Source organism: Zongyangia sp. (assembly GCF_965361945.1).
The window spans coordinates 22263-46803 of record NZ_CBDTOK010000148.1; the positions used below are offsets into that span (position 1 = coordinate 22263).

A 24541-nucleotide genomic window follows, 5' to 3' on the forward strand; every position below is an offset into this window, starting at 1 on the left:
AAATGCCGCTGGAAGGCGGTATCTTTTCTTCATTAATAATTGCGGAATACCTCTTCAATGTCCTTGGCATTGTAGATACTGCGGACCTCGAATGCGTCCTCATGGACGTCATAGATACATTCGTAAATATCAAGGTCCGCCCGCTGGTTTTTGATGACCATAATGTGAAATGCATCATCCTCATGGGAATAATAGGCGCTGTAAGAAACATTGCCTTGCTGAATATATTGCTTTTCCATCAAAGGATAAAAATAGCCGTGTTTGCGCAGAACCAGTGTCCAGATCTGGCCATCGTCGTAGATGATCTGGCCGTTTTCATCGGTGGGAGCGTCAACATACAGCTCCAGGGAGGACTTGTCCCCGCCGGGAACCAAGGCAACTTCGCAGGAGCTTTCCAGGGTCAGCCCCTCAGTATAGGCCCAGCCTTTGATCTGCGGCCGAATGTACTGAGGAAGCACCACCTGTTCCGGAATTTTCTCCTCCGCCGCAGCTTTGCTGGAAACGGTGGAATAGAAGAAGAAAGCGCCTAGGATCAGAAGAACGCCCAAAAGGGGGGTTGATAATCGTTTCCATGTCTCCATCCAAGGATCGCCCCTTTCCTTTAATTAACATGATCTAACTTTATTATAACGGTCCCTTCGGACAAAAGCAATGAAAAAACAATAAAAAATGAATAAAATATGAACTTTAGAAAAAATGCAAGAAATAGTAAGAAATCAGACACTATGGATTTGGGTCTGCCATTCGCCTGTGTTTAAATGGGGGATAAAATTGGCATAATAAAAAAGAAGGCTCAAAAAGAAAGAGAAAGGATTATAAGATGAAAAGAATTTTTGTGATTTGCCTGGCCGCACTGCTGTGTATGACGATGTTTTCCGCATGCGCCAGCGGGGAGAATGGGAGCAGCAGCGCTGCACAGGACGAGCTTGTTGAGGGAACTAAACTCAGCGATATTGTGGATAAAATTGACCAAGAAATCGGTATTGCCATGGCCGGAGAGGTAACCCAGGAGATGCTCAGCGACATGTACGGGATCGATGACACCATGGCAGAGGACTTCTATGGAAAGTATGCCCAAGTTATGCCCGGTGTAGACGATGTAGTGATTGTCAAGGCCAAGGAGGGCAAGATCGAGGATGTCAAAGCCGCTCTGGAAAAAAGAAAAGAGGCGCGGATTGCCGAGCAATATCTACCTGATATGATCAGTAAGGCAGAAGCAGGCAAGGTGGTCACCAAAGGTGATTACGCGGCGTTATTAATTGTGGGTGATACCACGAAGGACATTTCCGAGGAAATCGACAAGGCCGAAGAGATATTTTTAAGCTTTTTTGCATAAATTGCAGCAAAAAGAGCCAAACTTTTTTACGTTAAGAAAATATTTAGGATTTTTTTTGCAGGCTAGCTTGAAATTTGACGGTGTTTCTGTTAGATTTAGAGCTAGCTTTTGCTTTTTGAAAGATTTTTCTTTCGGCGGAAAATACTTCCGATTGAGATAATAAGGCACTATATCGATGAGGGGGATGCATAAGTGGTATTCAGTAGCCTGCTGTTTTTGTTCCGGTTTTTACCGGTTGCGTTTATTATTTACTACGCTGTGCCGTGGAAGCTGAAGAATCTCAGCCTTTTGCTTTTAAGCCTGTTTTTCTATTCCTGGGGCGAACCCAGGTATTTCCCGGTGATGCTGGCCACCATTCTGGTCAATTATCTGGCGGCCTTGGGTATTGAAAAATTTGCGGAGAGAAAGGGCTTGCGAAGGGCCTGTTTTCTTATTGCTGTATTTTTCAGTCTAGGCATGCTCATCTTCTTTAAATATACCAATTTCTTTATCGAAAACCTTAACGGCTTATTGAATCTTTCCATCGGGACGCTGGAGCTGACCCTTCCTTTGGGAATCAGTTTCTATACCTTCCAGACCATGTCCTATACCATCGACGTTTATCGGGGGAAGGTCAAGGCTGAGCACAACATCATCGACCTGGGCGCCTTTGTAGTATTGTTCCCGCAGTTGATCGCCGGCCCCATCGTACTTTACACCGATATCAACAAAGAGCTTAAGAGCCGGAAAATCCGCCTGGCTCAGATTGAGGAAGGCGTGAAAATTTTCATCCTTGGCCTGGGGAAAAAGGTACTGATTGCCAACAATATCGGCGCCTTGTGGACAGAGGTGGAAACTTTGGGATTTGCTAATGTATCCACCCCGCTGGCATGGCTGGGAATCCTGGCCTTTGCCCTGCAAATCTTTTTTGACTTTAGCGGATATTCTACCATGGCCATCGGCCTTGGCAAGATGCTGGGCTTTGAGTTCCCTGAAAACTTTAACTATCCCTACATTGCCCGGAGCATTACCGACTTCTGGCGCCGGTGGCATATGACCCTTAGCTCCTGGTTCCGGGAGTATGTATACATCCCCCTGGGCGGTAACCGCAAGGGCAAAGCGCGGATGTATTTTAACCTTTTTGTGGTCTGGGCCTGTACCGGATTTTGGCATGGGGCCAACTGGAACTTTATTTTCTGGGGACTGTTTTTCTTTGTATTCCTGGCCATCGAGAAGGCGGGATTTTCGAATTTCTTGGACAAGCACCGGATTTTCTCCCATGTGTATGTGCTCTTTTTGCTCCTCATCTCTTGGAGCCTGTTCGCCATCACCGATTTGGGACAGCTGGGCACCTTCTTCACCAAGCTGTTCTCCTTTAGTGGCGGCATGGATTGGCTCTACTACCTGCGAAATTACGCAGTAACCATTGTTATCGCCTGCTTCTTATCCACCCCGTTGATTGCCAAGGTGCTTTCTAAGGTGGACGTCAACTGGATTAAAAATGCGATCTATCTGCTTATCTTCCTACTGTCAGTGGCTTATCTGGTGGATGCCACCTACAACCCATTTCTCTACTTTAGATTCTGATGAAAGGAGACTGATCTTCTATGGAAAAAATCAAACATTTACTTCGGCATCCCATGACTGTGATTTTCGGTCTCCTCATCGTTGGTATTTTTATCTGGGACAACTTCTATCCGGTCCGGGATTTTTCTGAGATGGAAAACCGGGTGCTAGCACAAAAACCGGATTTTTCTATCAGAAGCCTGATGGCGGAAGGCGATCAGAGCTATACGATGAAATATGAAACCTATGTCAACGATCAGTTTGTCCTCCGCGATCAGTGGATCAGCCTGAAATCCCGGACAGAGTATCTATTGGGGAAGACGGAAAACAATGGGGTGGTCTATGGAAAGGATCACTACATGTTCGAGAAATACTTCGCCACCGATGAAGACCGTTTACAGAAAAACATCGGCTTTGTGGAGGAGTTTGGCAAGAAATACAGCGCGACCAATGAGATTACAGCGATGATTGTGCCTTATTCTTATGAGGTGCTCAGTGATAAGGTGCCCAGTGGCCTTCATTTTGTTGACCAGGTAGCATGGACTGAGGAAATCTATGACCGTTTTTCCAAGAGTGGGATCTCCACCCTGGATGTTTACTCGGCCCTTTCCCAGCATAAAGATGCATATATCTATTACCGCACCGATCACCATTGGACGACCACAGGCGCCTACTATGCCTATCGGCAGTTCTGCGAAAGCCGGGGCCTGACACCGGCGGAGCTGTCCGATTTGACAAAGCATGAGGTAGAGGATTTCTACGGTACCTTCTTTTCAAAGTCTAAAGCGTTTAATACGGTGCCAGACACCATTGATTACTATGATTTGTCCACCTCTCAAGTAACCATTGACGGTGAAGAGGTAGAAGGCATCTACAATTTGGATCAATTTGAGAAGCGGGATAAATATGGCGCTTTCCTACACGGCAACAATGGCTTGACCATCATGAAAAGTGGGGAACAGAGCCGGTCTCAAAATAATGAGAACCCCAGCCGGATCCTGGTCATCAAAGACAGCTTTGGCAATAGCTTTGTCCCCTTCCTACTTCAAAATTATGACGAGGTCTGGGCCATCGACCTGCGATATCTGGGAGAGGATTTGAGCACTATTATGGCTGAAAACCACTTTGACGATGTGCTTATCCTTTATGGTTTTGTGCCATTTGGCAGCTATCCCAGTGTTTCAAAAATTACCTATTAAAAGAAAGGCTTCCTGCCCGGCGGGAAGCCTTTCTTTTAACGGCCGGTGGTTGTACTCCCTGAGAAAACAAGGTATAATAAACTACAACTATACTCAACAGAAAGAGAGAATATCCTTCCATGATCGTATCACTTCAGTCGGTGACCAAATACTTCGGTTCCGACCTGATTATAGAAGATTGTACAGAAAATATTGAGCCTGCGCAGCGCATCGGTATCATTGGCCCCAATGGGGCGGGAAAATCCACCCTCCTGCGGCTGATTACAGGAGAGCTTGTGCCGGATGAAGGGGAAATCACCATCCAAAACGGGCTGCGTATCGGCTACCTGAAGCAGAATAGCGGCCTGGATAGGGACAATACCATCTATGATGAGATGAAAAGTGCCTTTGCCGATGTGATCCAGATAGGGGAGCATCTGCGTCTGCTGGAGCAGGAAATGGCCAGGATTCCCCACGACGGGGAAGCATATGAAAAGATTGCCGCTATCTATGCCGGGGAGCAGGCCAAATTTGAGGCCCGGGACGGCTATCAAATGGATGTGGCCATCAAGACGGTGCTGGGAGGCATGGGCTTTGGCGCCGATGTTTATGACAGCGTCATCGGCCGTCTTTCCGGCGGGGAAAAGACCCGGCTTGCCATCGCCAAGCTGCTTTTGGAAAAGCCGGAGCTGCTCATCCTGGATGAGCCCACCAACCATCTGGATTTTAAAACCCTGCAGTGGCTGGAAGAGTATCTGAAAGGCTATAAGGGAGCGGTGCTTATCGTCTCCCATGACCGGTATTTCCTCGATCAGCTGGTGGACACCATCTGGGAGGTCAGCGAATGCGAGGTGACCGGGTATCGGGGCAACTATACAGCCTATCTGCGGCAGCGGGATGAGCGGGTCAAAAGGATGCAGAAGGAATACGAGATCCAGTCCCAGGTCATCGCGTCCATGCAGGACTATGTGGCCCGGAACATCACCCGGGCCAGCACCTCCAATATGGCAAAGAGCCGCCAGAAGGCTTTGGAACGGATGGAGCCGCTGAAGAAGCCGAAAACTTACCAGAAGCCGCCGAAAATCTTCTTCCGCTTTCCCAAGAATACCTCTAACGATGTATTGCTGGTCAAGGACCTGTCAGTGTCGGTGGGGGAGGGAACGGCTAGGCGATTGCTGATTCCCAATGTGGAACTGGACGTGAAAAAGGGTCAGAAAATTGCCATCATTGGTCCCAATGGCTGCGGAAAAACCACCCTGCTCAAGATGCTGATGGGCAAAATTCCCCATGATACCGGCAGGATCGAGTGGGGGAAAAACGTCCACATGGGTTACTATGACCAGGAAAACGCGGACATGAATCCTCAAAACACCGCCCTGGAAGAGGTTTGGCAGCGGTATCCCCGCATGGCGGAGCAGGAAGTGCGCAATGCTTTAGGATGCGTGCTCCTCACCGGGGAAAATGTCTACAAAAAGATCGGGGAGCTTTCCGGCGGTGAGCGGGCCAAGGTGGAGTTTGCCATCCTGCGGCTGCGGGAGAGCAATGTACTTCTGCTGGACGAACCTACCAACCATCTGGATTTGCAGACCAAAGAGGCCATTGAGGATGCCCTGCGCGAATTTGAGGGGGTCATCCTGCTCATTTCCCATGACCGGTATCTGCTCAACCGGGTACCGGATCAGATTCTGGATCTGAGCGGTGGCCGTGCTATCCTGTATAATGGAAACTTTGACGCCTATCTGGAGCAGAAGGCAGAGCTCCCGGAGGAAAGCATAAAAGTACCGCTGAAAGAAAGCGATTCACAGAATAAGCAATCTTTTTACAAAGGCAAGGAGCAGCGCCGGAAAGCCGCCATGCGCAAGGCAAGGCTCAAGGAGCTGGAGGAGGCCATTGGATCGGCAGAGGCTATGTGTGCCGAATTGGAACAGGCCATTGCGGATCCGGAGAACGCCAGCGATTACGAAAAGATCACCCAGCTCTGCAGCGATTTAGAAACGCAAAAACAGCAGCTAAACGACCTAAGTGATGAATGGATCCTCCTTTCAGAGGAAGCGGAGATGGCGTAAGACCCATCAAACTATATGAGGAAGAAGGATATGTATGAAACTTGAAAAGAACAATCGGTATTTTACGGTTTCCCTCTATGCTTTTCTGGTCATCGTGGCAAGTATTCTGTTTTTCCTTTTTTTGTTTAACATCAGCTACTTTCTGGGACTTTTGTCCAAGCTGATCGGCATCCTGCTTCCCTTTATTTATGGCTTTTCCATCGCGTACCTGCTCAACCCTCTGATGAAGTGGCTGGAAAACAAAGGGATCAAGAGGGTGTTCAAAGACAAACTGCGGCCTAAATATCAACGGATGCTTTCTATTCTCCTCACCTTTGTGGTCTTTTTTGCCGTGCTCGCCCTGTTGTTTTTCACCATTATCCCTGAGGTGGCAAACAGTATTTCCAACCTGACCCACAACATCTCGTCATACGCGGCGCAGCTGGAGGACTTTGCCCAGAATACTTTGGTGGGGCTGCTGGGAGATGAGGAGGCAGCGGCGGAATTGGTTCAAAATCTGGGCAGCATGATTGGCTCCGCAGAAGGAATTCTGGCTAAAGTTTATGAAGTTGTAACCGATGCCTTGCCCCATGTAGTAGGCTATACCATCCAGATTACCTCCGGCATTGTCCGGGCGGCCATCGGCTTTATTATCTCTGTTTATGTCCTTTATCATAAGGAGCGCTTTTTTGCCCAGGCAAAAAAGGCCATGTACGCGCTGATGAAAAAGGAACGGGTGGACTCCCTCATCCGCTTGGGACATAAGTCCAACGCCACTTTTAGCGGCTTTATTGCCGGGCAGATTCTGGATGCGCTGATCGTGGGCATTCTCTGTTTTGTTTTTATGAGTATCTTCCGTTTTCCCTATCCCATGCTCATCAGTGTCCTAGTGGCGGTGACCAACGTAATCCCCTATTTTGGTCCCTTTATTGGAGCTATTCCCAGCATTCTATTGGTGCTGATGATTAATCCTGTCCAAGCGTTTTGGTTTGCGATATTCATCCTGGCCCTACAGCAGTTTGACGGCAATGTCCTTTGTCCCAAGATTCTGGGCCAATCCATTGGGATTTCCGCCTTCTGGGTTATTTTTGCCCTGCTGTTGGCCGGCGGTATTTTCGGATTTTTGGGAATGTTCATCGGCGTTCCCATCTTCGCCATCATCTACACCCTGGTACGCAGCTTTATTGAAGAACGGCTCACCAAAAAGAACCTTTCCACCGATACCCACGATTATGCCAGTGATGAAAATCCCATTCGGTTTTAGTATTGGGTTTGGGAGGTTCCACCCTTTCGAGGCTAGATATCTTCATGAAGGGACAATAAAAGCCGGCTTGCGATAAGTTTACGAAAAAACTCCGTGTCAATGGTTTTGCCATCGACACGGAGTTTTTTATGTTACGAAGGGCAAAAGACAGATGAAATCACAAAATCGTCTTATCCTAATCTACTGAAGTTTCCCATCTTCGGGTGGCCATGCTTCATGCCGCTATGAGAAAACTGCTGGCGCCGGACTGACTGACGGCTGCCAGCCGAAAATAGATGATAAAATGAAGAAAGGAGTATACGGATTTAACGTTAATCAATTGGGAGGATGATTAAATGGAAGAACAATTGAGCGATTACATGCGGTATCTGGAATGCGAGGAAAGGAGCCTGACGACAAGAAAGCAGTATCGAAGGGATATCATAAGCTTTTTTGCCTATCTGGGGAACCAGCAGATAACAAAGGAGATGGTGATTCAATATAAGAAAAAGCTACAGGAGGAATATAAACCGGTGAGTGTTAATGCGAAACTGGCGGCCCTCAATGGTTTCTTTTCTTTCATCGGAAATCCTCAGTTACGGGTCAAACAGCTGAAAATTCAAAAAAAGCCGTTTTGCTCCAGGGAAAAAGAACTGAGCAAAGCGGAGTACATACGTCTGGTGATAGCGGCGGAAAAGGAAGGGGATGAAAGGCTGGCGCTGATACTTCAAACAATCTGCAGCACCGGCATCCGCGTATCGGAACTGCAGTTTATTACTGCGGAGACGGTAGCGTCTGGTGAAGCTGCCATCTGCCTCAAAGGAAAAAACGTACCATTTTGATTGCAGGGAAACTGCGCAAAGCGCTGAAATGCTATTTGCGCCGTCGCGGAATCACCACAGGTCCGGTGTTTATCACGCGGTCGGGCCGGCCCATGGATCGGTCGCATATCTGGAAAATGATGAAAGCCCTCTGTCAAAGAGCGGGGGTGCGGGAAGAAAAGGTCTTTCCCCATAATCTGAGGCATTTATTTGCCAGATGTTTTTACTCCATTGATAAAGATATTGCCCAGCTTGCGGATGTTCTGGGCCATTCCAGCATTAATACAAATGGGATTTATATTGCTTCCTCCGGTTACGAACATCGGAAGAGAACTGACGCGCTGAATTTGGTCATATAAATTTTAACAAATATTAATGCCACATAATTCGCATTATGTGGCATTAATAGAACTAGAGAATTCCATTTACTAGCAATATATCAAAGTTCACGAAATCTGTCAACGCATTGGAATAGTTTTTTATATAAATCAGCGTATAAGAAAAGACTCTTCTCATAAAGTTTATAGAAAAGTCTGAAATCGTTCTATGTAGGTTTATTTCATATTTTATTGCAGTATTGCCTTTTTTCCCTCGTTAGTGATAAATTCATCATTAATTCGACATAATGCGAATTATGTGGATTCAATGTAAATAAAATAGGGACCTCATGAAAGTGAGAAAATGTGTTTAGCACCAAGAATAACTTACAAAATCGGACTTGCATTGCTGACAAATAAAGATGAGCTACTTTATAAAATGCTCGGGGAAAAGAAAACTATTGCATAAGTGTAAAGCACACGGCAGGTGTTTGGTCATATACTTTTTAGTATGGCCATAGGAATGAAAAGGAGGTGCGGTGAGATTATGACGGAAGATCAGCTGCATCGGCTCAGCCGAAAAGACCTTTTAGAGATGATGATTGCCCAGGAAAAAGAGATGGAAACCTTGAAAAAAGAATTGGACGAGGCAAGAAAAGCTTTGAAAAATAGGGAAATTGCCATTGACGAGGCCGGCTCTATTGCAGTTGCCGCCCTGCAAATTAACGGTATCTTTGAGGCGGCGCAGGCTGCCAGCCAGCAGTATATTGAAAACATTCAGAAGCTCAACGACAGGCAATCTGCTCTCTGCGCTGAGCGGGATGCGGACAGCAAGATAAGGTCTGAAAGACTGCTGAAAGAGACGGCGGAAAAGTGTCTTGCTATGGAAGCGGAAACCCGTCGAAAATGCCAGTCTGCTGAAGCGGAAAGCAGAGAGAAATGCGAGGCCATGGAAGCGGAAGCAAAAGAAAGGTCAGAAGCCTATTGGAAGGAAGTTGCCCAGCGCCTACAGTCTTTTTATGAAACCCATCAAGAACTGAAAAAACTGCTGAATTTTACAGCTGATACATAAATGGAGTACGGGTATGAAACGGAAACCAAATATGGTACCCCCTACAATACAACAGCTGGAAGCGGAACTGCAACGGGAGTCCTACCGGATGCGATATAAAAGGATGCTGCGCAGTACCGTTGCTATCCTGGTCGTTGTAGCAGCAGCTGCGGTGTTGGTGGCTACCTTTTTCCTTCCCATCTTCAGGATCTATGGCTCTTCCATGACACCAACATTGCGCAATGGGGATGTTGTCGCATCGCTTAGAGAAGATTCCTATGAGCGGGGGGACGTCATAGCATTTTACTATAACAATAAAATTTTGGTAAAACGGGTGGTCGGTCTGCCGGGAGAATGGATTGACATCAGTGACGACGGCAGCGTGTACATCGATGGAATACTTCTGGAGGAACCTTATCTGACAGAAAAGGTATTAGGTGAATGCAATATTGAGCTTCCCTATCAGGTGCCGGATGGACGGTATTTTGTTATGGGAGATCACCGCAGCGTCTCCAGCGACTCGAGAAATGTTGCGGTGGGGTGTGTTGCAGAAGAACAGATCGTAGGAAAATTAGTCTTTCGAATCTGGCCCTTCAGCCAACTGGGAACCATAGAATAATTTCGTGAAAGGGGGCGCGTCCATGGAATTCCATGATCAAGAGAAGAAGAATTATCCGCATAAGTATCGGGAAAATATTCATCGGCATTGGAAAAAGCTTGTCATCATTTTGGCAGCCTTGGTTGCCGTTGCAACGGCATCCCTGCTGATTCTGCCCGCCATTACCATGGAGCGGGGGGAAGAAACGCTCTATTGCCAGCAAAGCCTCCATGCCCATACAGAGGACTGCTATGATGCAAACGGAGACATCATTTGCGGATATGCGGATTTTGTAGTTCACACCCATGACAGCACCTGCTACAGCGATAGCGGCATGTTAATCTGTCCTTTGGAGGAAATTCAGGTACATGCTCATGACGAATCCTGCTATAGGGAGGTTCCTGTGCTGATCTGCGGCACGGAAGAAACAGAAGGGCATATCCATACAGACGCTTGCTATGAGAGCCAGGCAGAGACTACTTTGACTTGCCCCTTGGAAGAGAGAGAGGGACATACCCACGGAGCGGACTGTTACCAACAAGAGGATTGGATACTGGTTTGCGGCCTGGAAGAGTCGGAAAACCATACCCATACAGACGACTGCTATGAACACCAGGCAGGAGGGGATTTACTCTGTCCTTTGGAAGAAACAGAGGGACATACTCATGACGCATCCTGTTATCAACAAGGGGAGCCTGTATTGATCTGCGGCACGGAAGAGACAGAAGGCCATACCCATACAGACGCTTGCTATGAATATCATAAGGAGTTGGCTTGCGGCCAGGAGGAGATCCTTCTCCACACCCATGACGCCAGCTGCTTTGACGCAGACGGCCATTGGATTTGCGGAAAAATGCAGGTTCTGGAGCATATCCATGACCAAAGCTGTTTTCCCGTTGAAGATACCGCAACCGACATACCACAGGATGCGGACAGCTGGGCTACCGTCGATAAGCCCGGCTATAAAGCCAGAAGCGGACGGCTTGCCGCTGCCCCTAATTCTGCGCAGACCGGCACAGACTTTGGACCATATATTACTCAGGTGGTTGTATCCAAGGAGGTTGATGGGCAATGGGTGCCGGCCACAGAATTTACAAACGGTGATTCGGCCAAGGTGAACATCAGCTATTCTATTCCAGAAGGCATTGTGGGGCCGGATTCTAGAGTGATCTATTATCAGCTGCCAAGCGGTATCGGGCTGGATGAAGATGCCACCGGTCCCGCTACCATTGGCGATGAAGTCGTTGGAACCTATATCATCCATCAAAATGGGCTGATCGAGATTACCTTTGATACCCAATTTGCCGATGGTAAGCCGTTCACAGGAAAGCTGGAATTTCAGGGTACGGTGACGCTTACAGGAGGACAGGGGGAGGATGAGATTTTCTTTGGCGGGGATGGTGGATCAATTACAGTTGTGCCAAAGGAAGAAGAGACCGATCTTACCATTACAAAAACCGGCTACTATGATAAGGAATTGAAGAAACTTGGCTATGCCATTGAAGTTTCCACCCAGAATGGCTCGGATGGCCCTATAACTATTACAGATGCCTTTTTGCATTACCCTGATGACGGAATTGTAAATTATGATACGGACAGCATCCATATCATGAAGAAAGATGCCGCCGGGGCGCAAACGGAAATAACAGGGTTTGTTCCCGTTTTCCAACAGCAGACAGCTGGGGCGGCGGCTTCCTTCATCCTTACAGAGCTTCCCGCCCTTCAGGCTGGTGAAGCCTATATTCTCTATTATACTGCCACGCCTGATTTGGATAACAGCCGGGGGGAGGGAAATGGATACCTGGAATTTTCCAATAAGGCGACGGCTCAGGACAGCACCAATGACGCCGAGGCACAGATAAGCACAAAAGTCTCCCTATCTATGATAGCTAAAGAAGGAACTTACGATGCCCTGACCCGGAAAGTGAAATGGACCATCCTCATCAACGAAGATGGGCGGGACATCGGCGGTTACCAATTGGAGGATACTCTGACTTATACCGACAGCCAGGGCCAGACACATCAGCTGGGATTACCGGAATCTGTCACTTTGACCCGGCTTGAAGGCTGGAATCCAGCGGAGGAAAGCGTGATTTCCATCCCCTATACCTTCCCCGCTGGTACAAACTCCCGGTATATGGTGACCTATGAAACAGATCTGCCGGCTGGGGTACAGCCAGGGGAAAATATCACTTTCCATAACTGGGCCGGATTTGGCGAGTATGAGACGGAGGTAGATGTTGGTGTTACAATACCCGAACCGCTGGACTATAATGTGCAAAAGGGATTCTGGGGTTCCGCAGGGGATAACGGCGAATTATCATGGGGATCCCTGATTACATATCCTGCTGAAGGCGGGGATCTTTCCAACCTAATGTATGTGGACAGGATTGTTGAGGTGATGCAGGAAGATGGGACCTTCCTGGCCGACAGCCACTATACCACCCTTCGGCTTCTATACGATTCCCTTTATGTGAGCACCACCGATGGAACGCCACTTGTTTATGGCACCGATTTTGAGGTGTATGCGGTTGCGAAATCCAGCACGCCGGCCATTGAACAGATTGCATCCGCCGATTTTTGGCAGATCATCAACAATCTTCCATGGCAAACGATCACCAGTTTCGGGGAGGATGAGCCACTCACCCTGTTTGGAATTGCATTCAGTGAAAGCGCCTTGGAAAAAATTACAGGCCAGTCCATCATCATCGGTTACCACACCCAGTTGGCTCTGGATAAGATACCAAATGGTGTTGCTCTGCGAGCGGGGAATTATGCTAGGATACCGGATCATGAGGCATATGCATATGGTCAAGATGTCGTGGAGGAGCAGCTCAACAAACAGGTTAGCGCTACCGGGGTAGTGGAGGGGAGCAAAGATACCCATTCTTTTACCGATGATCCGTTGACCATTGACTATAGCCAGACAGATGGCCTGCTCCATTACCGGCTGCTGCTGCACCGTGTCAAATCGGTTCCCGATGCCGTCACTGTTACAGATACTCTTCCCAAGGGCACACAGCTGGTGGATGGCTCGGTAAAGCTCCGGCTGCATTCCGGCGAAAATCGAGATGACGATTATTGGGATGTGGAGGGGCAGGATTACTATCTATCGGTTGCGACCCAGGAACAGGACGATGGCACGACAACCGTAACCTTTACCATCACCCACCACCATGAGATGCCTGACGACGGGATCCTCGCGATCTATTACGACGTTTCCGTTGCCGGTGATCCCGCGTGGGAAGAGGGGGATACCCAGGTCTATGAAAACCATGCCCAGTGGGGCGACACAACAGATTCTACGACAACGACGGTCAAGCGGGTTACTCCCAATCTGGTAAAAACAGGGGAACAGCTGGTGCAGTATGATGAAGAGGGAAATCCCTCCTATTCTGACACGGTGCGTTATTACATTACCGTGAACACCCAGGGGGATGACCTAAACCCATATGCAGATACCCTCACCCTGGAGGATACCATGAGCACCCCAGCGGGGAGCGGGGCGGCATTCCTGCCAGAGAGTGTAAAACTCTACTACTATCAGGCGGACGGGGAGGAAAATCATTACTGCGGCGAGTTAATCGATGGGACGCAGTATACAGTCAGTTACAATAGCGAGACCCATACCATTACGTTTACCCTACCGGATGCAACCCCCTGTGTCCTGGTCTATGACTATTCCATTGATCGAGGGACCGCGGCCGGAGATATTCAGATATCCAACAAGGTAACCCTCAGCGGCCGGTCAGAATCTTCCTCGGAAGCCGGCATCATCATGCAGGAGCAGTCATCATCCGCTACGGTCAACAAGGCCACAGTGACCATCTATAAACATGACAGCAAGAATGTAACCGCACTCCTGCCCGGGGCCGCGTTTAAATTGGAGCGGTATGAATACAAAAATGGAAGCTATCAGTGGAATCAGACCTCTGTCACAGCAGTCGGTGGAAGCGGAGAGTTTATTACCGGTGACAGCGGTATGATCGTCCTGAACTTCTTGGGGGAGGAATCCCTTTACAATACCATATACAGGCTGACAGAGCTGTCTGCGCCGGAGGGCTACCTGCCCAGTGACGAGCCTCAATACTTTGTATGGATGGAGCAGGGCGCTAATGAGGAACAGACGGTTGAAAAAATGCGGGAAAATGGGGCGTTAGACGGTATTTCTCCCGATGATATAGTCTTTATTCCTTTTTCTACCTCCGGAACCCTCTATGTGCCCAACGAACTAGATCAGTTGACGGTGACAAAGAAATGGCAGAATGAAAACGGGGAACCAATGGAAAATCCGCCGTCGGATAGCGTCAAGGTCACCCTTTACCAGTGGGATGCAGATGATCGCCAATCTGTTTATGCGCAGGTGGAACTGAAGGAAGAAAATGGGTGGTCTTATACCTGGAAAAATCTGCCCAGAGCGAATGACAATGGAGGGGAATACCGTTACACGGTGGAGGAGGAGCCTGTCGCCGGCTTTGACGCCACCTATTCAGAGAATAATGCTGACGGCATACAGACCGGCGTGATTGAGATTATCAATACAAAGGGGGAAGGCTATGTCCTACCCGAAACCGGCGGAATAGGCACCTATTTTTATACTGTGGGAGGATTGCTGCTGGTTGGCATATGTTGTGCGGGATATGTCTATCTGCGCCGCAGGTACCGGAAGGGGGATGCCTCCTCAACATAGAACTGAGCAGACATCATGATTTGACAGAAAGAGGAAAGGGGCAACTTTGATGAAACCGACCAAGAAGCTGACAGCCATACTGCTGTCTTTGATGATGGCCTTGATGCTGGTGATACCGGCCTTCGCCGCCGGCGGCAACTATTCCATTACCATTGAAAATGAAGCGCAGGGCCATACCTATGAGGCATATCAAATTTTTTCCGGAGATCTGTCCAGCGACAGCGTCCTCTCCAACATCCAATGGGGAGAGAGCGTCAACGGGGCGGCGCTGCTGGCAGCTTTGCAGACAGCGGATGCCGAGAAATACGGCAGCTGTGATTCGGCGGCCAAGGTGGCAGAAGCCCTGGGTGGCGGAGATGGGACGGAGGCGACAGCCGCGGATGCCGAAGCGTTCGCAAAGGTGGCGGAAGATTACCTCACCACGCCCAAAGGCAGTGCCGATACGCCAACAGGCGGCAATTACGTGATTTCCGGCCTACCTGCTGGATATTACCTTGTAAAAGATAAGGATAACAGCTTGGAAGGCAGCCATGACGCCTATACCAATTACATTGTCCAGGTTGTGGAAAATGTTACCATGGCACCAAAGTCCGGAACGACCACCTCGGAAAAGAAGGTCAAGGACATCAATGATTCCCAAGGTCTTACCTACACAGACTGGCAGGACTCTGCCGACTATGACATAGGAGACCGGATTCCTTTCCAGCTGAAAGCCACTCTACCGGCAAATTATAGCACCTACAGCCAATATGCGCTGACCTTCCACGACACCGAGAGCGCGGGACTCTCCTTCCAAAGTGACAGTGTAAAAGTATACATCGATGGCAAGCTGGTAGATGGGGGAAATTACACGGTTGTCACCGAAGGCCTAGGCGGCGGATTTACATTCGAGGTCAGGTTTGAGGACCTGAAGAAAATTACCGCTGCCGACGGGGTGCAGGCCGGCAACAACAGCGTAGTTACGGTGGAGTATGAGTCGGTGCTCAATGAAGGCGCCGTCATCGGTGGCGCCGGCAATCCCAATACAATGCATATTACCTACTCCAATAACCCCAACGGCGAAGGCAAAGGCAAAACCCCGGATGATACGGTCATCGTCTTTACCTATAAGGTCATTGTCGACAAGGTAAACCAGGAGAGGGAAGAATTGCCCGGCGCTGAGTTTACCTTGGAAAAGAAGATCGTAAATGGACAGGGGGAATCATGGGAGACCGTGGAGGTATTGGGGACAGACGGCAGTCTGACCACCTTTACCTTTGCCGGCTTGGACGATGGGGACTACCGGCTGTCCGAAACAAAAACGCCGGTGGGATACAATACCATTGAGCCCATTGAATTTACTGTGACGGCCCAACATGACATGACCTTGACCTCCCTTTCCGGCAATACTGTCACCGGGGAGATCGTCATGACGGCCAATTTGACCGAGGGCTCTCTGTCCGCGACCGTCGTCAACAACAAAGGAGCACAGCTGCCAGAAACCGGTGGCATGGGCACCACCCTTTTCTATGTGCTGGGCGGAGTGCTGGTCGTCGGTGCAGGAGTGCTGTTGGTTGTAAAAAGACGTGTGGGAACAGAAAATAAAGAAGAATAAAGATCTTTGAGACGCCGTCTGTGGGCCGGGAAGCGCTCCTTCCCGGCAGCGCAGCGGTAAGGAGAGCCCTGTATGAAGAATGGAAGAGCCAAGAAAAACAAAAGATATTCCCTGCTCCTTCTTCTCGCCCTTCTTGTAGGGCTGTCCTTGCTGCTGTATCCGACCATCAGCAACTGTTGGAACAGCTTTCACCAGTCGAAGACGATTGCCACCTATGTGGAGACTGTAGCGGAGATGGATGACAGCGACTATGAAGGTATGTGGAGAGAGGCGCAGGCCTATAATACCGCGTTGCCACGAGATCAGGGGCGCTTTCAACTGAGCGAAGAAGAAAAACAGGTCTATGAGGGATTGCTGCGCGTCTCCGATGATGGGATTATGGGCTATGTGGAGATCCCCAGCATCAATGTGGAGTTACCTATTTATCATGGGACGGATGAAGAGATATTGCAGATTGCTGTGGGGCATATCCAAGGTTCCTCATTACCGGTGGGCGGGCCCAGCACCCATTGTGTGATTTCGGGGCACAGAGGCCTTCCCTCCGCCAAACTGTTTACCGACCTAGACCAGCTGACAAAAGGGGACATTTTTATCCTTCATGTGCTGGATGAAACCCTGACCTACGAGGTGGATCAAATTCACATTGTTGAGCCGGATGATGTGTCCCTCCTCAGCATGGAAGAGGGAGAGGACCTATGCACATTGGTTACATGCACGCCCTATGGCGTCAACTCCCACCGGCTTCTGGTTCGGGGGCATCGTGTCGAAAATCAGCAAGACGCATTGACCACCTCCATAACGTCGGAGGCAGTACAGATTGATCCCATGCTGGTAGCCCCGATCGTGGCAGCCCCTATCCTGCTGACTTTTCTGCTGTGGGTCTTTTTCCGTCCCCGTTGGAAAGCACATTGAGCAATAGAGAGGTGAGAAATGGATGAAAGCTAACACATTCCGTCGACGTGTAACGGCGATTCTGTGCTCTCTGCTGGTAGGACTCTCCTGGGCGGTTACAACTGTTTTTGCCGTTGACAATGGCGACATAGAGCAAAATGCATCCTTGACGGTGTATTTTGGAAAGAACGGGGAAGGTTTCGCGGATGTAGAATTTTCCATCTACCGGATAGCTGAGATATCACAGGACGGCAGCTATACATTGACCGGCGACTTTAAAAACTATCCGGTCAACCTGGAGAACCTGACCAGCTCCGGATGGCGGGCGCTGGCCCAAACCCTAGACGCCTATACCGCTCGGGACCATCTGCAGTCTTTGCAGGTTAAAAAGACCGGCCAGGATGGGCAGGTCGTATTTTCCGGGCTTTCAACTGGCTTGTATTTGGTCAAGGGAGAGCAATATGAGGAAGAAGGGCATATCTACACGCCGGAGGCGATGCTTGTATCCCTTCCCGCGCTTTCGGAAGACGGCGGCTGGAGCTACCACCAAAAGGTGTCCTGCAAATTTGACAGCACCGAAACTTCATCTGAGTTTGTCCAACGGAAGGTATGCAAGGTTTGGGAGGACAATGGGAATCAAGAAAGCCGGCCAAAGGAAATTTTGGTGCAGCTTTTGGAAAACGGCAGGGTAGTGGACACCGTAGTCCTAAACGAGGAGAACCACTGGCAGTATACATGGGAGAATTTAAAGGGCAGTTCCAAATGGCAGGTGGCGGAGGCCAAGACACCGGAGGGATATACCGTGTCTGTGGCCCAGGAAGGGAGTACCTTTATTATGACCAATACCTGTCCATCGGACACACCGTCGCGCCTCCCACAAACGGGCATGCTGTGGTGGCCTGTACCGCTGCTTGCCTGTGCCGGCCTGCTATTTGTGGTCATGGGATATATTCTAAGACGCAGACATGGAGAATCGGATGGAAGGTAAAAGAAAAAAGGGTGGAACTTGTCTGATCCTAGGAGGGCTGTTGTTGCTGGCAGCAGCCCTCTTTTTGACCGGCTATAACCTGTTGGACGAACATAGAGCCGGAACGGATGCGGAACACGCACTTGAGGAGCTGTTGGTCCGGACACCGGAGACGAATCCTTCTGCAGAAGAGGGTGTGATAAATAGGAGCGAGATGGCCGCCACCGAGATTGAGGGGGAGGGCTATATTGGTATTCTGGAAATACCTTCTCTGGAAATAGTCCTGCCGGTGATGGCGGAATGGAGCGATTCCAATCTGAAAATTGCCCCTTGCCGCTACCATGGTTCGGCCTATTCAGGGGACTTGGTCATCGCCGGCCACAATTACCGCACCCATTTCGGCGCCCTTGGCAGTCTAACTGCCGGCGCCCAGATCGTCTTTACCGATATAGGCGGAAACCGCTTTCTCTACGAGGTGGCGGGAATTGAAGTGCTTGGCGCTACCGATGTAGAAGGGCTGTTAAGCGGTGGGTGGGATTTAACCCTTTTTACCTGCAACTATGACGGCCGTGCTCGGGTGACTGTACGGTGCATCAGAGCTGATTGACAGGATCCGCTTCACAGATCAAACCCGGTATGGATCACGACGGTACAGATAGTTTTTAAAGAGAAAGGGCCCGACGCGGTTTCTGCCGCGTCGGACCCTTTTCAGAAGTGGCTGTTTTCCAGAAGGGGAGACTATCTCAACTGAGAAGCTTTTATGTCAGGCCCGTTTGATTTCACCGCAGGCTATTTTCATTCCTGCGTCGCCAGAAGGCTGGGTATGAAAATCGTCGGGGCTGCCGTGGATGATTACCGTCCGGCCGATAGCTTCAGCGGCTGTCAGGCGCTGGGTGAAAAAGGCGCTCCAGGCGTAACCGTTGTTGCCAAAGAGCGGAGGCATATCTCCCGCATGGCTGGGATGAGGGCAGTTGCTGGGATTCAGGTGAGACCCGGCGTTGGAAAAGGGATCCTCTGCATTTCCGGTGCAGGATCTTCCCTCGTGGATATGAAAGCCAAAGACCTTTTGGCCGCAGTTCCCTGTGCCGGTGGGCAGACCGAACACCTCCGCCACCACTAGGGTGCCGCCTCTGGCTCCATAGAATGAGACTTTGCCGTGGAGACGGGGATAGGCCTTGCTTCCCCGGAGGCTGGCGTAGGATACGGGACGTCCTTTGATTATCTCAGCAGCGAACAGCTTGGTCCGCTGGGTCAATGGAAATATCATGACAAGCACTCCTTTCCCTACAATGTACGGGGAAAGGGCCCTGGGGGTTCCAGCAGTCGGGGCATAAGCGGCCCAAAGGTCTTGGAGGGCAATCAGCTTAGCTCAAACATGCCGTGATACAACCGGTAATAGAAGCCCTTCTGGGCCAGAAGGTCATCATGATCGCCCCGCTCCACAATCTTGCCGTGATCCAGCACCATGATCGCGTCCGCGTTGCGCACCGTGCTCAGACGGTGGGCGATGACAAAGACGGTACGCCCCTTCATCAGTTGATCCATCCCCTTTTCAATGAGGGATTCGGTCCGGGTGTCGATGGAGGAGGTGGCCTCATCCAAAATGAGGACAGGAGGATCGGCTACCGCGGCCCGGGCAATGGCCAAAAGCTGCCGTTGCCCCTGGGAGAGGTTGGCCCCGTCGGAGGTCACCATGGTCTGATATCCATGGGGGAGGCGCCGGATAAAGCTGTCGGCATTGGCAATGCGGGCCGCCCGTTCGATTTCTTCCTGGGCGGCGTCCAGCTTGCCGAAACGGATATTGTCGGCGATGGTGCCGGTAAAGAGGTGGGTATCCTGCAATACAATGCCAAGGGAGCGGCGAAGATCCGCCTTCTTGATATCCCGCACGTCAAAGCCGTCGTAAAGGATGGTCCCTTTTTGCACATCATAGAAGCGGTTGATCAGGTTGGTGATGGTGGTTTTTCCAGCGCCGGTGGAGCCTACAAAGGCGATTTTCTGGCCCGGCTTGGCATAGAGGCTGATGTCTTTGAGGATGAGCCGGCTTTCATCATATCCAAAGTCCACATTCTGGAACCGAACATCCCCCTGTAGGGGAACTAGATTTCCGTCCTCTCTGCGCCAAACCCATGTCCTGCGGGAGGAGCTGGCGGAGGAAGCTGGAGCCTGCTCTGTCTGGACCAGCTCCACCTTGCCGTCGTCTACCTCCGGTTTGCGGTCCATGACCTCAAAGACCCGCTCGGCACCGGCCAATGCCGCCAGAAGGAAGTTGCTTTGCTGGGTGAACTGGTTGATGGGGGCGGCGGCCTGGCGGACAAATACCAGATAACTGGCCAGGCTGCCCACGTCGGTCATCCCCTTCATGGCCATGATGCCGCCGAGAATGGAGACGATGGCATAGTTGACATAGGAGATGCTGACTACAGCGGGAATCATGGTGGCCGCGTAGGACTGGGCCCCGGTTCCAGCCTTGCGCAGGGCCTCATTTTTCTTCCGGAAGGTTTCCAGGTTGGCCTGTTCATGGTTAAAGACCTTGACCACCTTCTGCCCGCCTACCATTTCTTCAATATATCCATCCAGCTCGCCCAGACTGGCCTGCTGCTTGGCATAGTAGGCGCTGCTACGTTTGCCGCTGAAGCGGATGTAAAGGAACATGGCGGCATAGCAGACCACCACGATGAGGGAGAGGCGCCAGTTGAGGATGAAAAGGATCACCAAGGTGCCCGCCATCTGGATAAAGCTCTGGATGGCCATAGCAAAGCTGTTGTTGAGAGCGTCGGAGATGGTGTCCACATCGTTGGTGAAATAACTCATGACGTCGCCGTGCTGCTGGCTGTCAAAGAACTTCAGCGGAAGCTTCTGCAGATGGGCAAATAGATCCCGGCGGATATCAAACAGGATCTTTTGGGCCGCTTTCACCATGATTTGGGTATAACCGTAGGCGGTGAGTACACCGATGACATAGATGACAGCGGTAACGGCAATGCCCGCGATCAGGGTATGAAGATCTCCGGAGGCCAGATTGTTGACCACCGGCCGGATCATATAGGTGCCCAGCAGGTTGGCCATGGCGCTGATGGTGACCAAAACCGCCACCCAGAACAGGAGCATCCGGTGTTTGCCCATATAGGATAGGAGGGATTCCACGGTATACCGCAGGTTCCGGGGCTTTTTAGCGTTGAGACGACGTGCTGCCATGGACCTGGCCTCCTTTCATCTGGGAATCGTAGATTTCCTGGTAGATGGGGTCCTCCGCCAGAAGCTGGGCATGGGTCCCCACCGCGTGGATGCCGCCATCCTCCATGATGACGATTTGATCGGTATCCATGACCGAGGTAACCCGCTGCGCAATAATGATCTTGGTCACGTCGGTGAGCTTAGCCAGCGCAGCGCGGATTTTGCCTTCGGTGGCGGTATCTACCGCGCTGGTGGAATCATCGAAGACAAGAACTTTGGGATGCTTGAGCAGGGTCCGAGCAATGCATAAGCGCTGCTTTTGTCCGCCGGATACGTTGACACCGCCTTGTCCTAAGTCGGTGTCCAGCCTCTTGGGCATCCGCTGAAGAAATTCGTCGGCACAGGCGATCCGGCAGGCATCCCATAGGGTGGCGTCATCGGCGTTGGCGTCGCCCCATTGCAGGTTTTCCCGGATGGTACCGGAGAAGAGGATGTTCTTTTGCAGTACGATGCCTACAGCATCCCGCAGGGCATGCAGGTCATACTCCCGCACATCCCGGCCGCCTACTTTGACACTGCCGGAGGTGACGTCATAGAGCCGGGGGATGAGCTGGACCAGGGTGGTTTTGGCGGAACCTGTTCCCCCCAGGATCCCCACCGTCTGTCCCGCTTTGATATGAAGGGTTACGCCGGATAGGGCGCTTTCTTTAGCATCGGCATTGTATTTAAAGGAGACCCCCTCAAAATCCACGCTGCCATCGGCCACCTTTGTTGCTGCGCCTTGGGGGGAGAAGAGATCCACCCTTTCATCCAGTACCTCACCGATGCGGTGGGCACTGGCCAGGGAACGGGTCAGGAGCAAAAACACATTGGAAATCATCATCAGGGAGTTCATCACCTGAAATACATAGCTGAGAAATCCGGTCAGATCGCCTACCTGAAGATGGGAAGATAGAATCATATTGCCGCCAAACCACATGATGAGGACAATTGACAGGTACATGATAAACTGGAACGCAGGCAGGTTGAGCACCGCATAATGAAAGGTCTTTTGGGTGGTATCCATCAGTACTTCATTGACCTGCTGGAACTTTTCCTCCTCATATTCGTCCCGCACAAAGGCCTTGACAGCCCGGATGGCGGTTAACCCCTCCTGCACCACGTTATTGAGCCGGTCCACTGCTTTTTGCATGATGCCGTACATGGGCGCCACCTTGCGCAGAATGAGGAAGAGGATAACGCCTAGGATAGGGGTGCCGACGACAAAGACAAGGGCTAATTGGGGATTCATCCAGAAAGAGAGGATCACCCCCATAATCAACATGACAGGTCCTCTCACCATGGGCCGAAACCCTCCGTTGATGGCGTTTTGCAGCACGGTGACGTCGGTGGTCATTCGGGTGACCAGGGAAGAGGTTTCAAAGTGGTCCAGATTGGAAAAGGCATAGTCCTGCACCCGTTCGTATTGGGCTTCCCGGATCCTCGCGCCCCATCCGAAGGAGGCCCGGGCGGCAAATCGGGCATACATGAGCCCTGTGATGAGGGCAAAGAGGGCGCAGATCCCCATCTGGATTCCCTTGTGGAGAATATAGGCGGTGTCGTGGTTCGTGACCCCTACATCAATGAGATCCGCCATGAGCAGAGGAATAAACAGCTCAAAAGCGGTTTCCACCACAATGAGCAGGGCGCCGATGACCATATCCTTTCGGTAGGGTCCCATATAGCGCAACAGACGCTTTAAGTCCGCCATTATTTTTCCTCCTTTTCTGCCCGGAAATTATGATATACCCGGGAGAGAAACGAAGCAAACTGTGTCCGCTCCTCCGGAGTAAAGCCTTGGAGCATAATGTCCTCTAGCTCCTGGCAGTGGCTCTTCCATATATGATAAGCCTCCCGCCCCTTGGCGGTTAGCTCCACTAGATTGCACCGGCGGTTGCTCTCGCTGGGACGGCGAGTGATCAGCCCGCTTTTTTCCATTGAATCCAGCATCCGGGATACCGCCGCGGAATCGATATCAAAATAATCGGCCAGTTGGCTTTGCCGGCAGGGGCCGTTGGATTCCAGATAGCCTAATATTTTGGGCTGGCCTACCTCCAGGCCAATGGCGGCCAGATAGGGACGCAGATAGTTGCGCTCCGCATGGGCCGCCCGGTATAAAAGCATGTGAAAGGTTTTTTCCATCTTGTTTCCCTCAATTCGATGACTTATCAGCTATTGATAAGTCAATTATATGTCCTGTTACTGATTTGTCAAGATGAAATATTCCATATTTTTGCCATCGTTTCAAAGCATTAGTTTTAGAAAGCGAAACTAAAAAGGAGAAAGGTCCCCTGTGATTACAAGGGACCTTTCTCCTTTTTGCTTTTATTTCAGGAGTATTTTCTTATTTTTTCTTGCGGATGAGAACTACAGCAGCGCCAGCGCTCAGTGCCAGGACTGCCAGTGCTCCAGCGATCATGCTGTGATCTCCAGAAGACGGGTTCTCTTTATCTCCAGAACCAGATCCGGTGGTGGAATCATTTCCGCTGCCAGACGGCCAATCCCAGTCGCCGCCGCCTACCTGATCTTCATCAGATCCAGGAATGCTCGGCTTGTCGGTGCCAGGATTGGGATCGCGCTCCTCGCCCTCTGCCGTGATGGTCACATTGATCGGGATGGTCATCTCGATCACTTCGCCATCCAGGGTCAGAGTACCGGTTGCCACATAGGTGCCAGGCTCGTCAAACCTGACATTGCTGTAATCCCAGTCGGAGACTACCAGGTTGGCGGTGCTGCCGTCAGAGTAGTTGGCAACGACATTCTTGTCGATCATGTTCCAAACTTCCTCTGCGGTAGAACCTTCCACTGCGGAGACGTTGATCTCCTCCGGTGTCAGGGACTCAATGAATTTCTCTGCCTGTACTACCACCTTGATGATAGCCGGGATATCTGTCCCCTCTACCGTACCGGTGATTTCGTATGTGCCAGCCTGGGTCAGGTCTACCTTGGAGGTATCCCATGCGGTGACATTGGCCAGAACTTTGGCGCCGGATTCCATTTCTACTGTAACCTGTGCGGGCAGGGTAGCTTCGATGTCCTCGATGGTGAC

Annotated in this window: 20 protein-coding genes; 14 read left to right on the forward strand and 6 right to left on the reverse strand. The window is 50.6% G+C overall.

Going from position 1 to position 24541, the window contains the following annotated elements; genetic code table 11:
- Window positions 1-32: 32 nt before the first annotated feature.
- Window positions 33-581, reverse strand: coding sequence for a hypothetical protein (locus tag ACZ25G_RS09355; RefSeq protein ID WP_463682264.1), 549 nt, complete (start codon window positions 579-581; stop codon window positions 33-35).
- Window positions 582-820: 239 nt separating this feature from the next.
- Between ACZ25G_RS09355 and ACZ25G_RS09360 the strand changes: the two genes are divergently transcribed.
- The 14 genes from ACZ25G_RS09360 (at window position 821) to ACZ25G_RS09425 (ending at window position 18883) form a co-directional block, all read left to right on the forward strand.
- Complete coding sequence (locus ACZ25G_RS09360; protein ID WP_463682265.1) at window positions 821-1336, forward strand: DUF4358 domain-containing protein; 516 nt, start codon at window positions 821-823, stop codon at window positions 1334-1336.
- Window positions 1337-1528: 192 nt separating this feature from the next.
- Window positions 1529-2902 carry an MBOAT family O-acyltransferase gene (locus tag ACZ25G_RS09365; RefSeq protein WP_463682266.1) on the forward strand — a complete coding sequence of 458 codons (1374 nt, stop codon included), beginning with the start codon at window positions 1529-1531 and terminating at the stop codon, window positions 2900-2902.
- A gap of 20 nt (window positions 2903-2922) precedes the next feature.
- Window positions 2923-4080 (forward strand): DHHW family protein, encoded by a 1158-nt coding sequence (locus tag ACZ25G_RS09370; RefSeq protein WP_463682267.1) that lies wholly within the window; start codon window positions 2923-2925, stop codon window positions 4078-4080.
- Between the two features lie 119 nt (window positions 4081-4199).
- The gene (locus ACZ25G_RS09375; protein ID WP_463682268.1) at window positions 4200-6125 is read left to right on the forward strand and encodes an ABC-F family ATP-binding cassette domain-containing protein; all 1926 of its coding nucleotides are present in this window, start codon (window positions 4200-4202) and stop codon (window positions 6123-6125) included.
- A 34-nt stretch (window positions 6126-6159) separates the two neighbouring features.
- Window positions 6160-7368, forward strand: coding sequence for an AI-2E family transporter (locus tag ACZ25G_RS09380; protein ID WP_463682269.1), 1209 nt, complete (start codon window positions 6160-6162; stop codon window positions 7366-7368).
- A gap of 335 nt (window positions 7369-7703) precedes the next feature.
- Complete coding sequence (locus ACZ25G_RS09385; RefSeq protein ID WP_463682270.1) at window positions 7704-8189, forward strand: tyrosine-type recombinase/integrase; 486 nt, start codon at window positions 7704-7706, stop codon at window positions 8187-8189.
- Window positions 8186-8527: a tyrosine-type recombinase/integrase gene (locus tag ACZ25G_RS09390; protein ID WP_463682271.1), complete on the forward strand. Its 342-nt coding sequence runs from the start codon at window positions 8186-8188 to the stop codon at window positions 8525-8527. Before ACZ25G_RS09385 ends, ACZ25G_RS09390 begins: the two co-directional genes overlap by 4 nt.
- Window positions 8528-9032: 505 nt before the next feature.
- Complete coding sequence (locus ACZ25G_RS09395) at window positions 9033-9557, forward strand: hypothetical protein (protein WP_191509606.1); 525 nt, start codon at window positions 9033-9035, stop codon at window positions 9555-9557.
- Window positions 9558-9570: 13 nt separating this feature from the next.
- Entirely contained in the window at window positions 9571-10155 is a 585-nt protein-coding gene (lepB, locus tag ACZ25G_RS09400) for a signal peptidase I (protein ID WP_191481613.1), read from the forward strand.
- A gap of 22 nt (window positions 10156-10177) precedes the next feature.
- Window positions 10178-14824 (forward strand): Cna B-type domain-containing protein, encoded by a 4647-nt coding sequence (locus ACZ25G_RS09405; protein ID WP_463682272.1) that lies wholly within the window; start codon window positions 10178-10180, stop codon window positions 14822-14824.
- A 49-nt stretch (window positions 14825-14873) separates the two neighbouring features.
- Complete coding sequence (locus ACZ25G_RS09410) at window positions 14874-16418, forward strand: SpaH/EbpB family LPXTG-anchored major pilin (RefSeq protein ID WP_463682273.1); 1545 nt, start codon at window positions 14874-14876, stop codon at window positions 16416-16418.
- 72 nt (window positions 16419-16490) lie between these two features.
- Entirely contained in the window at window positions 16491-17330 is an 840-nt protein-coding gene (locus ACZ25G_RS09415) for a class C sortase (protein WP_463682274.1), read from the forward strand.
- A 22-nt stretch (window positions 17331-17352) separates the two neighbouring features.
- Window positions 17353-18297 carry a Cna B-type domain-containing protein gene (locus ACZ25G_RS09420; RefSeq protein ID WP_463682275.1) on the forward strand — a complete coding sequence of 315 codons (945 nt, stop codon included), beginning with the start codon at window positions 17353-17355 and terminating at the stop codon, window positions 18295-18297.
- A gap of 43 nt (window positions 18298-18340) precedes the next feature.
- Entirely contained in the window at window positions 18341-18883 is a 543-nt protein-coding gene (locus ACZ25G_RS09425) for a sortase (RefSeq protein WP_463682276.1), read from the forward strand.
- Window positions 18884-19039: 156 nt separating this feature from the next.
- Here ACZ25G_RS09425 and ACZ25G_RS09430 read toward each other — a convergent pair whose 3' ends face one another.
- The 5 genes from ACZ25G_RS09430 to ACZ25G_RS09450 form a co-directional block, all read right to left on the reverse strand.
- A complete protein-coding gene (locus ACZ25G_RS09430; RefSeq protein ID WP_463682277.1) occupies window positions 19040-19543 on the reverse strand; it encodes a superoxide dismutase family protein in 504 nt (167 codons plus the stop codon).
- A 92-nt stretch (window positions 19544-19635) separates the two neighbouring features.
- Complete coding sequence (locus tag ACZ25G_RS09435; protein ID WP_463682278.1) at window positions 19636-21474, reverse strand: ABC transporter ATP-binding protein; 1839 nt, start codon at window positions 21472-21474, stop codon at window positions 19636-19638.
- Window positions 21449-23203 carry an ABC transporter ATP-binding protein gene (locus tag ACZ25G_RS09440; RefSeq protein WP_463682279.1) on the reverse strand — a complete coding sequence of 585 codons (1755 nt, stop codon included), beginning with the start codon at window positions 23201-23203 and terminating at the stop codon, window positions 21449-21451. The genes ACZ25G_RS09435 and ACZ25G_RS09440 overlap by 26 nt, the downstream gene beginning before the upstream one ends.
- A complete protein-coding gene (locus ACZ25G_RS09445) occupies window positions 23203-23634 on the reverse strand; it encodes a MarR family winged helix-turn-helix transcriptional regulator (RefSeq protein WP_342680380.1) in 432 nt (143 codons plus the stop codon). The genes ACZ25G_RS09440 and ACZ25G_RS09445 overlap by 1 nt, the downstream gene beginning before the upstream one ends.
- A gap of 202 nt (window positions 23635-23836) precedes the next feature.
- The coding region (locus ACZ25G_RS09450; RefSeq protein WP_463682280.1) for an Ig-like domain-containing protein at window positions 23837-24541 on the reverse strand (705 nt) is incomplete at its 5' end.